Raw genomic sequence first — 13,225 nt, 5'->3', positions numbered from 1 at the left:
AGAGGAGGTAAGGAATGAATCGCTTTTTTCGTAATACCGGGTTCTACCTACTGATTTTTCTTGTCACGGTCGGGATCGTGAATTTCATCCTCTCCGGTACTGATAAGGTTGGGAAACTTACATATCAGGAATTCCGGGTACAGCTAAAAGCTGACAACGTCACCGATTTGTCTATTCGACCTGAAAATGGTACTTACAGAGTAGAGGGTACGTTGGCTAAAGCTATTCCGGGACAGGAAAGCAACAAATTCTTCACCAATGTTTTTTTGTATGACTCAGATATTATTAAGCTAGTCGAAGAGAAAATTGATGCACAAAAGATGAAGAATGTAGTTGTTAATCCTGCCGAGGGTAACAGCATTTGGCTCACGTTCTTGACCTCTATCATTCCTTTTGTCATCATCTTCATCCTGTTTTTCTTTCTTCTGAATAATGCCCAAGGTGGCGGAAGCCGAGTAATGAACTTCGGTAAAAGCCGCGCGAAGCTTTACAACGAAGAAAAGAAACGCGTTACTTTTGACGACGTAGCAGGAGCGGACGAAGAAAAGGCTGAGCTGGAGGAAGTCGTTGATTTCCTGAAAGACAACCGCAAGTTCAATGCGGTTGGCGCTCGTATTCCAAAAGGGGTACTGCTCGTAGGTCCTCCGGGTACAGGTAAAACCTTGCTCGCGCGTGCTGTTGCAGGCGAAGCTGGTGTGCCATTCTTCAGCATCTCCGGTTCTGACTTCGTGGAAATGTTCGTTGGGGTAGGTGCATCCCGCGTACGTGACCTGTTTGAAAATGCTAAGAAAAATGCTCCTTGCATTATCTTTATTGACGAGATTGACGCCGTGGGTCGTCAACGCGGAGCTGGACTCGGCGGCGGCCACGACGAACGCGAGCAAACTCTCAACCAGTTGCTCGTAGAGATGGACGGTTTTGGTGGAAACGAAGGGATTATCATGATCGCTGCGACCAACCGACCTGACATTCTCGACCCAGCTCTCTTGCGTCCGGGACGTTTTGACCGTCAAATTACAGTTGATCGTCCTGATATCAAAGGCCGTGAAGCGGTACTGAAGGTTCATGCCCGCAACAAGCCGATTGGCGAAGACGTGAAGCTGGAAGTGATTGCTCGTGGTACATCGGGCTTCACAGGTGCAGATTTGGAGAACTTGCTGAATGAAGCGGCTCTCTTGACTGCCCGCAGAAACAAAAAGCAAATCACGATGACGGAAGTAGACGAAGCGATTGACCGCGTGATTGCAGGTCCAGCGAAGAAGTCTCGCGTAGTGAGCGAAGACGAGCGCCGTCTGGTTGCCTTCCACGAAGCCGGTCATACGATCATCGGATACCACTTGAGAAATGCAGAAATGGTACATAAGGTAACAATCATTCCGCGCGGCCAAGCTGGCGGATACACCGTGATGCTGCCGAAGGAAGACCGTTTCTTTGCTACCAAAACAGACCTGCTCGACAAAATCGTTGGCCTGTTGGGTGGACGTGTTGCGGAAGAATTGGTGCTCGGGGATATTAGTACCGGGGCGCATAATGACTTCCAACGCGCGACTGCTATCGCTCGCAGCATGATTACCGAATACGGAATGAGCAAGCTCGGACCGATGCAATTCGGTAAGAGTCAAGGTCAGGTATTCCTGGGCCGTGACTATGGCAATGAGCGTAACTACTCCGATAAGATTGCGTACGAGATCGATCAAGAAATGCAAAATATTATCAACGAGTGCTACGCAAAGTGTACAGAATTGCTGACGAAGCACCGTGATCAGCTCGATCTGATTGCGAACACGCTGCTCCGTGTTGAGACTCTCGATGCTGAACAGATCAAGCAATTGATCGAAACAGGTAAAATGGATAACGATCCAGATGCAAATAAAGATGTGGTCGTGAACATTCAACCGAAGCTGGAAGAAGTAAAAGAAGAAGTAAAAGAAGAACCAAAGCAAGAAGATACAAACGAAGAACCGAAACAATAAGGGGCGCCTCAGGTGCCCTTTTTTGCAATATCGGAAAGTATTAGGTTAAGTTTTTAAAAGGTATCGATGAAGCAATAAAGCTGGTGAGAAGAAAAAGCACAGGGCTCGTAGACCTTGACAACGCCACCCCAGTCGGAACTTAAAAAAGGGGACCACGCTTGTCGAACACTTCTTCCTTGAGAAACATCCGCCCGTAGGGTGGCTTTGGCTCGACGGTCCCCTTTTTTAAGTGGAGACGGCCAGTGAATCACCATGCTGGCGCGTCAGAGTCGAAGAGAACTGTGCTTTTTCTTCTCCTCCACTATAGTGACTCAACTCCAAAGGGAATGAGAGGGATTGGATATGTTGCTTACACCAGGCATGGCTGCATTTGACATGGATGGAACCTTACTGACTCACGATTCAAAGCTGACAGAAGGAACGAAAGAAGCACTTCGCCAATTACAACAGCAAGGCTGCAAACTCGTTTTGTCTACGGGCAGGATGTATGGCTCCGCTCAAATTCCGATCGATTCCTTTCCTTTTGACGGCTATGTCTGTAGCAATGGCGGCACTGTTTTCGAGGGGGATGGCACGCTGGTCCGTCAATGGCTCCTTCCCACTGAGATGGTAATCGGTGCGATCCATGCACTGAGGCAAGAAACGATTTATTATGAGCTTCATGATACGAATAGCAATCGCTGGATGATCAAAGAAGACCGTGAACGTTTGGAAGCGACCATGAGTGAGGACGCATCTGTAGAAGGATTCTCGATTTTGAGTTTTCCTTATTACAGACTCGCACGCGTAGAGCCTTTGGCAGAAGTACTGGAAAAAGTAGAGTCAGGGGAAGTAGAAATCGTCAAGTTCTTCGTCTGGCATCAAGACCTGGATCGTCTGGAGTGGGTGAAAGAGCAGCTAAAGCCTTGGAGCGAGCAAGTGACTATCACTTCATCCGGCAAGCAGAATGTCGAAGTAATTCCTCAAGGGGTTTCCAAATGGGAAGGGCTTCAATACTTTTGTGAGAAATGGGGAATCTCCCCAGAGAAAGTGATGGCATTTGGCGATGCCGAAAACGATCGTGAGGCATTGACGGGCGCAGGATATTCCGTTGCAATGGAAAACGCTTCTGACGAGATCAAGCAAGTGGCCAAATATATCGCCCCACACCATAATGAGGAAGGCGTAGCCCGCTTTATTCGGGAGCGCGTTCTCGGAGAAAAGGGCGAGTAAGAGAATGAAAAAGCAGAAGCTGCGTCTGTACAGGCCGGTTTCTGCTTTTTTTGTGCAAAATGTACCACGTTGACAAGGGGAGGTTATACGCTTACAATGACCGTAAATTATGACACCACCGTAGGGGGATTTTTTCCATGGACGCTTTAGCGTTAGAAAAAAAAGCCCAGCGCAACGCTGAGTTACGTGAACGACTGCTACAGCTGAAGAAAGAGCGTAATGCCATCATTCTTGCTCACTTTTACCAACGTCCCGAGATTCAGGAGGTCGCTGACTTCATTGGCGATTCCTTTGGATTGGCGCAGAAAGCAAAAGAAACGGATGCCGATGTGATTTTGTTCTGTGGGGTTCACTTCATGGGAGAAAGTGCAAAAATTCTCAATCCCCAAAAGACCGTCATTATTCCTGATGAACGGGCTGGCTGTCCGATGGCGGACATGGTGAACGTAGATGGACTGCGCAAGCTCAAAGCACAGCATCCAAATGCAAAAGTAGTGGCTTACATCAATACTTCTGCGGATGTTAAAGCCGAAACTTACATCTGCTGTACGTCGTCCAACGCGAAGCGCGTGATCGAGTCGATCGACAGCGATGAGATCATTTGGGTGCCGGACAAAAACCTCGGCCACTATGTATCCCAATTCACGGACAAAAAAATGATTATTTGGGAAGGGTACTGCAATACGCATGACCAACTGTCTGTAGAAGACATCATGACGTTGAAGCAGCAGCACCCAGAGGCTGTGGTTGTCGTTCATCCGGAGTGCCGCCCAGAAGTGGTATCCCTGGCTGACTACGTTGGTTCCACGACCGGAATTTTGAAATACTGCCGTGAGTCTTCGCACAAGGAGTTTATCATTGGAACGGAAGACGGCACACGCTACATGCTGGAAAAGGACAGCCCGGACAAAACGTTCATTTTCGCTTCCAAGTACCTCGTTTGCCCGAATATGAAGGTGAACAACCTGAAGAAGTGCGTCGAGGCGCTGGAGAATATGAAGCCGGAGATTTTTGTGCCAGAGGATGTTGCTGATGCGGCACGTGCTTCCTTGGAGCGTATGCTTGCGGTAGCGCCTGCTTAACGGGCAGTCTGATTAAATGCAAAAAGGGAGTAGAGCGCAGGGGCTTTACTCCCTTTTTCTATTAGGAGGCTTTGGTTAAGGGCTGGATAACAGCAAGGAGCCGTATACATCTTTTACTCGTCTGATGGCATGGAGCAAACAAGGTTTAGCGAACAGGTAAACCATCCCACAGACACACGTGAAAACCATAACGAGGTAGCTCAGGTATAACAAGATTTTCTATAAAATGAAAAAAAGAAAGACCTCCTCGCCGGGAAGTCTTGTTATCTGTGTTTAGGAAGGCATCGGGGTAGGAGTTGGTTTTCCGTAGCCTTGCCCGTAGGTTTGGTCTATGTAGGTACGAATTTCTTTTGTAGATTTGCCTTCTGCTTTCAGCTTGCCGGAAATAACAGCGATTTCCATGCATACACCGCAGCGAGTACCGTGGTCATCCCAGACAATGGAGCCATCAGACTTTTCTTCTTTGATGAAGCAGTTGCCATTATGCCCGTGTCCAGCACTTTCACCACAACCACAATAGCATGGAATGGATTTGAGCAGCTCACGATTTGCGGCAGCAACTTTGTAGGAATCGATAATGACAGGGTCTTGGTTGTCTAAAAATTTTGGTAGCTGATCAGCGGAAGCAGTCAATTCCTGCAAATCTCCATTGGGGGCGTGCTGCGTGTGATCGCTATGATTCTGTTCAGATTGATCAGTAGAGCCACAGCCAGTAAGCAGAGCTGCGGTGATAAAAGTAATGGCTAACCATGATTTACGTTTCATCTTGGACATACCTCCTGCCAATTATTTTATCATAATGAGATGGAGAAATTGTGAAGCTGGGAGAGAAGATGTGTACGTATGACGTTTAAATCGGAATAAATCCTATTTACTTTTTGGGCTCCTCTCCGTATAATGAAAAACGATAAGAGCGTAAATCGGAATCATTTTGAATTGGAGCAGGAGGAAATATAGATGAAAAGAGCGATGTTAGCAGCCCTCAGTTTCATTACGGCAGTGGGGTTGGTTGGATGTGGAGCAGCAAACGAAACGGCTGGGACTCCGCAAGCTGGCAATGAAGCGTCAGGGAAGCCAAAAGTATACACGACGATTTATCCATTGGAATATGTAGCGAAGCGAATCGGTGGTGAACACGTGGAGGTAACGAATCTGGTTCCCGCTGGCGTAGAGCCTCACGACTACGAACCAACCGCAAAAGACATAGTCGCTCTTTCCGGAGCAGATATCTTCGCTTATAACGGCAGTGGTTTGGAGCTGTGGGTAGAGAAGGCTGTAACTAACCTCGACAAAAACAAGACAACGATCGTAAATGCGACGGAAGGTCTCGAGATGATTCGTGCAGCTGAGCATGAGCATGAAGGAGAAGGCCACACAGAAGAAGGCCACGCAGAAGAAGCGGGTCATGACCACGGGGATCTGGACCCTCATGTCTGGCTCGATCCGATGCAACTGAAGGCACAGGCGGAGAAGGTCAAAAATACACTCGTGCAAAAGGATCAGGCGCACGCTGCTGATTACGAAAAGAACTACACACAATTAGCAACAGACCTGGAACAGCTGGATAAAGATTTTAAAGATATGGTTACGCAAGCGCCGAAGAAAGAATTCATGGTTTCTCATAGCGCATTCAGCTATATGGCAAAACGATACGGGCTGGAGCAAGTAGCGATCTCTGGGGTCAATCCTTCTGATGAGCCATCCACAACAGAGTTGAAGAGCTTGGTTGAGCATGTAAAGGAACACAAAATTTCTTATGTGCTGTTCGAGACATTGGTTTCTCCGAAGGTAGCGGAAGTGATTGCGAAGGAAGCTGGCGTGAAGACGGCTACGCTTAATCCGTTGGAAGGTTTGACGGAAGATGATGTAAAGGCGGGTCGTGATTACTTGTCTATCATGCGCGACAATATGAACACTTTGAAGACTGCACTCCAATAAGCTTTCCCTCGAAAAGATGTCGCTGGCCAGGCGGCATTTTTTCATTGATTAGTAGGATGCTTGTGGTTCGGGCAAAATCGTAGTACGATGAAGGGAATCAAATAAGAACAAATCCGATTTAAGGGATGGATATTTCATGGAACCACATAAACAAGAGGTGCCAGTTATTAAGCTCACAGGCGTCTCCTTTCAATATGAAGACAAACAGGTTCTCGATGAGGTTGAATTCACACTGGAACGCGGAGACTTTGTGGGCATCGTCGGGCCCAACGGATCAGGAAAATCTACGCTGATGAAGCTAATTTTGGGTCTGTTGACGCCAAACAAAGGGACAGTGGAGCTGTTCGGGCAACCGCTATCCAAGTTTCGTGAATGGAATCGCATTGGATACGTCGCTCAACAGGTCGCGCATGGAGCTGGTGGATTTCCGGCGACAGTCCGAGAAGTCGTTTCTTCTGGATTGGTCGGCAAAGTGGGCCTTTTTCGCAGACTGACCAAACAGCATCATGAGAATGTTCGGGCTGCGGTGGAGCGTGTCGGCTTGTTGGAAAAGCTGGATCAACGAATCGGCAACTTGTCCGGTGGGCAATTGCAGCGCGTATTCATAGCGCGAGCTCTCGTGGCTGAACCGGAGCTGTTGATTCTTGATGAGCCAACAGTCGGAGTCGATCAGGAATCGATCGATCAATTTTACAGCTTGCTTCGTTCGCTGAAGGAAGAGAACGGATTGACGATGATGATCGTCAGCCACGATGTGGGAGTCATGTCTCAATGGGTGACCAAGGTGGCTTGTGTGCAGAAGAAAATTCACTTCCACGGAACAGCGCACGATTTTGAGCACAACCAAGACAAAATCTTGCAAAGTATGTACGGTGATTCGGTCAGACTGCTGTCTCATCATCATTAAGCTTTGTAAATAGGTAAGAAAGAAGGAATATACACATGCTTGCTGATTGGTGGCAGTATGACTTTTTGCGGTATACCCTGTTTTCAGGGATTTTAATTGGTCTGATTTGCCCTATTTTGGGCACGTTTCTCATTGTTCGTCGCTTGTCGATGATGGCAGATGGCTTGTCACACGTCACACTGTCTGGTGTAGCTGCCGGGATGCTCATTTCCAAAAAGGTCGCCTTTTTCTCCCTCGTCAATCCGCTGTTTTTCGGGATGTTGTTTGCGGTGATCGGTTCGTTGTTCATCGAGCGGTTGCGTAAGGTGTACAAAGCGTATCAGGATTTGGCGATTCCGATTATTTTATCTGCGGGGCTTGGGCTGTTTACGGTATTGATCAGTATCGCAGACGGTTTTAATGCAGATTTGTATTCGTACTTGTTCGGAAAAATCGTGACGGTGTCCATCGAAGACCTGTATGCACTGATTGGTGTGGCAGTTGTCGTTTTAGGGACAGTCGTGTTGATTTACAAGGAGCTTTTCGCGGTTTCTTTTGACGAGGAATTCGCTCGCGTCTCCGGCGTGGCAAGGCGTTCGATCAACCTGTTGTTTATGGTGCTCGTCGCTCTGACGATTGCGGCTTCCATGCGTATTGTCGGTGTCCTGTTAATCTCGGCGCTGATTACGCTTCCGGTAGCGGCTAGTCTGCAAATCGCAAAAAGCTTTCGTCAAACGATTTTCTTGTCGATTTTGTTCGCGGAGTTTTCCGTGCTGAGCGGTTTGTATTTTGCCTATCTCCTTGATTGGGCATCTGGTGGTACAATTGTACTGATGGCAGTACTGGTTATGCTGGTTGTATTGGGTGTAAAAAAGCTGCGGGTCGCTTTCCGATAAGAGTTTTCCAGTTATGACAAAAGGAAGGAGTGTTTGTCGATGAAAGTAGAAGAAGCGCTGCAAATATTGAAAGAACATGGTTTCAAGTATACCGGCAAGCGGGAGGAGATGATTCGAATCTGCGCAACCGAGAAGCGATACCTGTCTGCCAAGGATATTATGGAACGAATCAAGGAGCAGTATCCAACACTCAGCTTCGATACCGTCTATCGCAACATTTCCACTTTTGTTGAGCTGGGGATTCTGGAGGAGACGGAGTTGGATGGGGAAGGCAGATTCCGTTTGGCCTGTTCGACAGATGGACACCATCATCACCATGTGATTTGTACGGAATGTGGAAAGACTTCTTCTTTGCCAGGATGTCCGATGAATATCATTTCCGCGGTACCGGAAGAGTTTCAGGTGACGGGGCACAAGTTCGAGGTATATGGCACGTGTAAAGAATGTGTAACGCATTCGAATTAATCGGATAGAGGGGAGTGCTCGCTTTTGCGGGTGCTCTTTTTTTGCATCTCCTTCAAGCATGTATTTGCTATAATGGGTGGAAAATCATCAGTTACAAGAGAGAAGGGACACAGTCATGATTCCCCGTTATATTGTGGACTTTGATTTGCACACCTTACCTCGGATGAGGGCAGATGTAGCTGTTATTGGCGCAGGGATTGCTGGGTTGTATACGGCGTTGCAAACGAGTGAGTATGCGGATGTGGTGTTGATCAGCAAGAAGGGACTCGATGATAGTAATACACGCTGGGCTCAGGGAGGAATCGCTGCTGTAACAGCCCAATCGGATTCTCCCGCCCTTCATCGACAGGATACGTTAATCGCTGGAGCAGGTCTTTGCTCGTATAACGCTGTGGAAGTACTGGTGCATGAAGGTCCTGATCGCTTGCATGAACTGATTGCATACGGAACGGAATTTGACCGCGATGAACAAGGGGAGTATGAGCTGACACAGGAAGGCGCGCATAGCAAACGGCGAATTTTGCATGCGAATGGAGATGCCACTGGAGCAGAGATCGTCCGCGCACTGTCCAAGCGTGTGATGGAGCAGCCAAACATTCAGGTTCTGGAATATCATTTTGCTGTGGATGTCATCACGCAGGATGGCGAATGCGTGGGAGTCCTCGTGCGGAAGCCGGATGGCGAACTGTTTTTCCTGGAAGCCAAAGCAACGGTACTGGCTACAGGAGGTGCAGGTCAGCTTTACCGTTACACAACGAATCCGCAAATCGCTACCGCAGATGGGATCGGCATCGCATATCGGGCGGGCGCTCGAATTAAAGATGTGGAATTTATTCAGTTTCATCCGACTGCGCTTTACTATCCGGGAGCCCCGCGCTTTTTGATTTCGGAAGCCGTTCGTGGGGAGGGTGCCATTTTGCGTAACAGCAATGGTGATCGCTTCATGGAAAAGTACCATCCGCAAAAAGAGCTGGCGCCGCGTGATATTGTCGCCAGGGCGATTGTCTCTGAGATGGAACAGACGAAGTCTACGTTCGTGTATCTCGACATTACCCACGAATCGGAGGAGCTTATTAAGCGGCGTTTTCCGACGATTTATAATTTTTGCTTACAATACGGGCTCAATATGGTGACAGATTGGATTCCAGTAGCTCCTGCCTGCCATTATATTATGGGTGGGGTCCAGACTGACTTGAACGGGGAGACATCGACGAGGCGGCTTTTTGCATGCGGGGAAGCTTCCTGCACAGGAGTACATGGAGCGAATCGACTGGCCAGCAACTCGTTATCGGAAGCGGTTGTATTCGGTCACCGGATCGCGGAGCGGATCAAGCAGATGGATGATTTGCCAAGCATTCATCCCTTCGAGGTTGTTTTCAAGCAAAAACTGCCCCAAACGTTCAATACACGTGAACAACGATTGAAAATGCAAAAGCTCATGTTGCGGCATGTTAGTGTGAAGCGTGACGATAAGGGATTAACGAAAGCACTAGCAGAGCTTGCGCGAATGGAGCAATACTACCAGTACGAGCCTGAGAGTCTGGAAACGTTTGAATTCTTCAATCTGTTGAATACTGCCGTCCTGACAACGAGAGCGGCACTTTTGCGGGAAGAAAGCAGAGGTGGGCATTATCGTACTGATTTTCCGAATAAAGACGACTTGGTGTGGCGCAAGCATTTGATCCAGTCTGTAGAAGATGGTGTCCAAGAGGAGTGTGAGAAGCATGATGTGGAATAAACGGGAGCTTCAGCGAAAAATAGAGGAATGGCTACAGGAAGACGTGGGATTTGGTGATGTGACGACCATGAGCACGATTCCTGAATCGGAACAGGGTGTCGGCATTTTATATGCGAAGGAAGCGGGAATCGTGGCAGGCTTGCCGATTGCGGAGCAAGTATTTGCCACGGCTGATTCTACCCTCGTTTTTGAGGCAAAAGTAGAAGAAGGAGCACGAGTGGAGATTGGTCAGCAGATCGCCGAAGTCAGCGGCTCAGTTCGTTCGATTTTGAGCGGAGAACGACTTGCCCTTAATTTAATGCAACGTTTGTCTGGGATTGCCACGAAAACGAGTGAATACGCAACGGCCGTCGCAGGGACGAAGGCACGAGTTGTCGATACGAGAAAGACTACGCCAGGCCTTAGGGCTTTGGAAAAGTACGCAGTTCGAGTCGGGGGAGGCTACAATCACCGTTTTGCCTTGTATGATGCCGTGATGATCAAGGACAATCATATCAAAGGAGCGGGCGGTATCGCACAAGCTGTTGCAGCGGCACGCGCGGTTATTCCTCATACGATGACAGTAGAGGTAGAGGCCGAATCATTCGAACAGGTTCAGGAAGCATTGGCAGCAGGTGCCGATACGATCATGCTCGACAATATGTCCCTCGATCAAATGGTGGAAGCCGTGCAGTTTATCAATGGACGGGCCGTTGTCGAGGCATCTGGCGGTGTGAGTCTGGAGACGATTGGTGACATTGCAAAAACAGGCGTAGATATCATTTCGGTAGGGGCGCTGACTCATTCTGTCAAAGCGTTTGATATCAGCCTCGATCTGAATACGCGCAAGCGGTAAGGAGCGACCACGATGTTATTGGTGATCGATATAGGCAACTCCAATATTGTGTTGGGTTTGTATGAAGGCGACGAGCTCCAACACCATTGGAGAGTGTCCACGGATCGTAACAAAACGGAAGACGAGTACGGCATGCTCGTCAAAAGCTTGTTTGGTAGCGTGGGGCTTGACTTTGAACAGGTGAGAGGCGTCATTATCTCGTCTGTCGTGCCACCTTTAAACCTCACGATTGAACGTATGTGCGGGAAGTACATGCAACAAAAAGCACTGATTATCGGACCGGGTATCAAGACGGGACTGAACATCAAGTATGAGTATCCGCGAGAGGTAGGTTCCGATCGAATCGTGAACGCTGTTGCTGCGATTCATCATTATGGCGCACCACTTATTGTTGTCGATTTCGGTACGGCGACGACCTTTTGCTATGTGGATGAGCGGGCGCAGTATTGGGGCGGGGCGATTGCTCCTGGTATTGGGATATCGACCGAGGCACTCTTTACCCGTGCTGCCAAGCTGCCGCGAATCGAAATCACCAAGCCTGCAAGTGTAGTCGGGCGCAATACGATAGCGGCGATGCAGGCCGGCATTTTCTATGGGTTCGTCGGACAGGTTGAAGGCATTGTACGCAGAATTATGGATGAATACGGTACGCAGCCTACCGTAGTTGCTACGGGAGGGCTGGCCTCTCTTTTTGCGAATGAGACCTCTTGTATCCATGTCGTGGATCAGAATCTTACGCTAAAAGGACTACGTCTGATCTACGAGCGGAATCAATCATAGCGACTGGCGCACGTATTTGCAGAAAAACATTTCAGGATCATCTGGATCTAGGTGAGTCAGGGTTCCGCAGTGAACGTATCCGAGCTTTAGGCAGAGGCGTTGCATTCTTTCGTTGGAAAGGTTAGTAGAAGTGAACAATTTCTCCGTAGGGGAGATCGTTTCCAGATAACGCATCATCTCCTCGCCAACGCCTCGGTTCTGATAGTGAGGGTGAACAATGAGTAGATGAATAAAGCTGTTCTTAAAAAACGATTGATTGATGATGGCAAAACCGACGATATTCATGTCGATTAACGCCAAGTAGCAATGCCCTTTTTCGATGGCTTCTTGAAGTTCAGATGAACGACTGGTTGAACCAATAACGATTGCATCAATCGTACAGACAGCAGGAATGTCTTGAGGAGTAGCTAGACGGATCGAGGTCATCCATTTCAAATCCTTTCTACTTGTAATTGTTGCCTGTGTTGTATGGAGTGATAAAAGGGTGTTAAACTACTGGTAGAGATATTGATGATCCGACATATAAATAAAGGAGCCAATACCGTTGCAGCGGCAAGGCTCCTGAGACAAGTAGCTGTGGCACACCCACGGCGCGCATGATTACAAAAACAGCGAACCCACCGTCAGGCGGTCAACCTTAGGCGGTGGGTTTTCGCTTGTTACGCCACTTTCTTATCCAGCGGTAGAGCTTCCTGGTGCTAAACCAGAGGCTTAGCAAGGTTGCCAGTACTTTTAGGAAAAGGTAAAGCGTGCCGAGCGAGACCATCAGCATCACCTCCTTTACAGGAAGCTGTGCCGTGGTCTTCCACCGCCAGTCTTGTCTCGAGTTAAATTATACCATCTCGGCTTTCTTTATGGTGAGTTCTGTTATTAGTGTAGATACGAGCCGACTCGACAAAAAGAGTGGTATTCGGCGAGTAACATCACTACTGACAGGTAATGATATATACGTAATTCGCATCTGTGGGGGGAGACAGAGAAAAAAGTTGAGATTTTCATTACTTTTCGTTGACAGTACATCCTCCACGCGCTACAATGGCTATTGTGCCTAGCAGAAAAGTTATGTCACATTGAACTTTTTAAGTTTATTTAAAAAAGTTCTTGCGTTTCAGATGAAAGCATGCTAACATATGAATTCTGAAAGGCAAACAAGCGGATCGCTTTGATCCACTTCAAATATACGGATGGATGTCCGAGCGGCCGAAGGAGCACGATTGGAAATCGTGTAGGCGGTGTCGAACCGTCTCGTGGGTTCAAATCCCACTCCATCCGCCATCACTTTCTTAGAAATGGCCCGTTGGTGAAGCGGTTTAACACAGCAGCCTTTCACGCTGTCATTCAGGGGTTCGAATCCCCTACGGGTCACCTAGCAAAATGCCCTGCAATCGCAGGGGTTCTGGAGGCTTAGCTCAGCTGGGAG

Annotated in this window: 12 protein-coding genes and 2 tRNA genes; 12 read left to right on the top strand and 2 right to left on the bottom strand. The window is 48.3% G+C overall.

Translation table 11 applies throughout. The features are described 5' to 3' along the window. Window positions 1-14 precede the first annotated feature (14 nt). The 3 genes from ftsH to nadA all read left to right on the top strand — a co-directional run bounded on the left by ftsH (window position 15) and on the right by nadA (window position 4,267). Window positions 15-1,973 carry an ATP-dependent zinc metalloprotease FtsH gene (gene ftsH, locus HP570_RS24725; RefSeq protein ID WP_173627493.1) on the top strand — a complete coding sequence of 653 codons (1,959 nt, stop codon included), beginning with the start codon at window positions 15-17 and terminating at the stop codon, window positions 1,971-1,973. A gap of 342 nt (window positions 1,974-2,315) precedes the next feature. Continuing rightward, window positions 2,316-3,185 carry an HAD family hydrolase gene (locus HP570_RS24720; RefSeq protein ID WP_173627492.1) on the top strand — a complete coding sequence of 290 codons (870 nt, stop codon included), beginning with the start codon at window positions 2,316-2,318 and terminating at the stop codon, window positions 3,183-3,185. Between the two features lie 137 nt (window positions 3,186-3,322). Next, the gene (nadA, locus tag HP570_RS24715; protein WP_012683896.1) at window positions 3,323-4,267 is read left to right on the top strand and encodes a quinolinate synthase NadA; all 945 of its coding nucleotides are present in this window, start codon (window positions 3,323-3,325) and stop codon (window positions 4,265-4,267) included. A 273-nt stretch (window positions 4,268-4,540) separates the two neighbouring features. Here nadA and HP570_RS24710 read toward each other — a convergent pair whose 3' ends face one another. After that, window positions 4,541-5,032, bottom strand: a complete 492-nt coding sequence (locus HP570_RS24710) for a PCYCGC domain-containing protein (RefSeq protein ID WP_173627491.1) — start codon at window positions 5,030-5,032, stop codon at window positions 4,541-4,543. Between the two features lie 192 nt (window positions 5,033-5,224). Here HP570_RS24710 and HP570_RS24705 point away from each other — a divergent pair, with 192 nt between their 5' ends. From HP570_RS24705 to HP570_RS24675, 7 genes are all read left to right on the top strand, one after another. Further along, on the top strand, window positions 5,225-6,205 hold the full coding sequence (locus tag HP570_RS24705) for a metal ABC transporter substrate-binding protein (RefSeq protein ID WP_173627490.1): 981 nt from the start codon (window positions 5,225-5,227) through the stop codon (window positions 6,203-6,205). Between the two features lie 136 nt (window positions 6,206-6,341). Then, window positions 6,342-7,112, top strand: a complete 771-nt coding sequence (locus tag HP570_RS24700; protein WP_012683899.1) for a metal ABC transporter ATP-binding protein — start codon at window positions 6,342-6,344, stop codon at window positions 7,110-7,112. A gap of 35 nt (window positions 7,113-7,147) precedes the next feature. After that, complete coding sequence (locus tag HP570_RS24695) at window positions 7,148-7,987, top strand: metal ABC transporter permease (protein ID WP_016740937.1); 840 nt, start codon at window positions 7,148-7,150, stop codon at window positions 7,985-7,987. Window positions 7,988-8,026: 39 nt separating this feature from the next. Further along, on the top strand, window positions 8,027-8,452 hold the full coding sequence (locus HP570_RS24690) for a Fur family transcriptional regulator (RefSeq protein WP_012683901.1): 426 nt from the start codon (window positions 8,027-8,029) through the stop codon (window positions 8,450-8,452). A 115-nt stretch (window positions 8,453-8,567) separates the two neighbouring features. Continuing rightward, window positions 8,568-10,190, top strand: a complete 1,623-nt coding sequence (gene nadB / locus HP570_RS24685; RefSeq protein WP_173627489.1) for an L-aspartate oxidase — start codon at window positions 8,568-8,570, stop codon at window positions 10,188-10,190. Beyond that, complete coding sequence (gene nadC, locus HP570_RS24680) at window positions 10,177-11,025, top strand: carboxylating nicotinate-nucleotide diphosphorylase (RefSeq protein ID WP_173627488.1); 849 nt, start codon at window positions 10,177-10,179, stop codon at window positions 11,023-11,025. Before nadB ends, nadC begins: the two co-directional genes overlap by 14 nt. A 12-nt stretch (window positions 11,026-11,037) precedes the next feature. Next, window positions 11,038-11,805, top strand: a complete 768-nt coding sequence (locus tag HP570_RS24675; protein ID WP_173627487.1) for a type III pantothenate kinase — start codon at window positions 11,038-11,040, stop codon at window positions 11,803-11,805. Here the strand turns inward: HP570_RS24675 and HP570_RS24670 are convergent. Next, a complete protein-coding gene (locus tag HP570_RS24670; protein WP_173627486.1) occupies window positions 11,800-12,231 on the bottom strand; it encodes a GNAT family N-acetyltransferase in 432 nt (143 codons plus the stop codon). The two genes, HP570_RS24675 and HP570_RS24670, sit on opposite strands and share 6 nt — an antisense overlap. Before the next feature lie 756 nt (window positions 12,232-12,987). Between HP570_RS24670 and HP570_RS24665 the strand changes: the two genes are divergently transcribed. Together HP570_RS24665 and HP570_RS24660 are read left to right on the top strand one after the other, a co-directional pair. Next, window positions 12,988-13,080: transfer RNA gene (locus tag HP570_RS24665), tRNA-Ser, on the top strand. Between the two features lie 16 nt (window positions 13,081-13,096). Continuing rightward, window positions 13,097-13,170, top strand: a tRNA-Glu gene (locus HP570_RS24660). Window positions 13,171-13,225: the final 55 nt, after the last annotated feature.

Source organism: Brevibacillus sp. RS1.1, from assembly GCF_013284365.1.
Taxonomy (GTDB): Bacteria; Bacillota; Bacilli; order Brevibacillales; family Brevibacillaceae; genus Brevibacillus; species Brevibacillus brevis_D.
The sequence above is the reverse complement of the archived record's forward strand: the minus strand, read 5'-3'. Positions and strand labels throughout refer to the sequence as shown.

Bases quoted from the DNA above. Each gene is read 5' to 3' on its own strand.
- ftsH (WP_173627493.1), top strand. From the start codon at position 15: ATGAATCGCTTTTTTCGTAATACCGGGTTCTACCTACTGATTTTTCTT.
- HP570_RS24720 (WP_173627492.1), top strand. From the start codon at position 2,316: ATGTTGCTTACACCAGGCATGGCTGCATTTGACATGGATGGAACCTTA.
- nadA (WP_012683896.1), top strand. From the start codon at position 3,323: ATGGACGCTTTAGCGTTAGAAAAAAAAGCCCAGCGCAACGCTGAGTTA.
- HP570_RS24710 (WP_173627491.1), bottom strand. From the start codon at position 5,032: ATGAAACGTAAATCATGGTTAGCCATTACTTTTATCACCGCAGCTCTG.
- HP570_RS24705 (WP_173627490.1), top strand. From the start codon at position 5,225: ATGAAAAGAGCGATGTTAGCAGCCCTCAGTTTCATTACGGCAGTGGGG.
- HP570_RS24700 (WP_012683899.1), top strand. From the start codon at position 6,342: ATGGAACCACATAAACAAGAGGTGCCAGTTATTAAGCTCACAGGCGTC.
- HP570_RS24695 (WP_016740937.1), top strand. From the start codon at position 7,148: ATGCTTGCTGATTGGTGGCAGTATGACTTTTTGCGGTATACCCTGTTT.
- HP570_RS24690 (WP_012683901.1), top strand. From the start codon at position 8,027: ATGAAAGTAGAAGAAGCGCTGCAAATATTGAAAGAACATGGTTTCAAG.
- nadB (WP_173627489.1), top strand. From the start codon at position 8,568: ATGATTCCCCGTTATATTGTGGACTTTGATTTGCACACCTTACCTCGG.
- nadC (WP_173627488.1), top strand. From the start codon at position 10,177: ATGATGTGGAATAAACGGGAGCTTCAGCGAAAAATAGAGGAATGGCTA.
- HP570_RS24675 (WP_173627487.1), top strand. From the start codon at position 11,038: ATGTTATTGGTGATCGATATAGGCAACTCCAATATTGTGTTGGGTTTG.
- HP570_RS24670 (WP_173627486.1), bottom strand. From the start codon at position 12,231: ATGACCTCGATCCGTCTAGCTACTCCTCAAGACATTCCTGCTGTCTGT.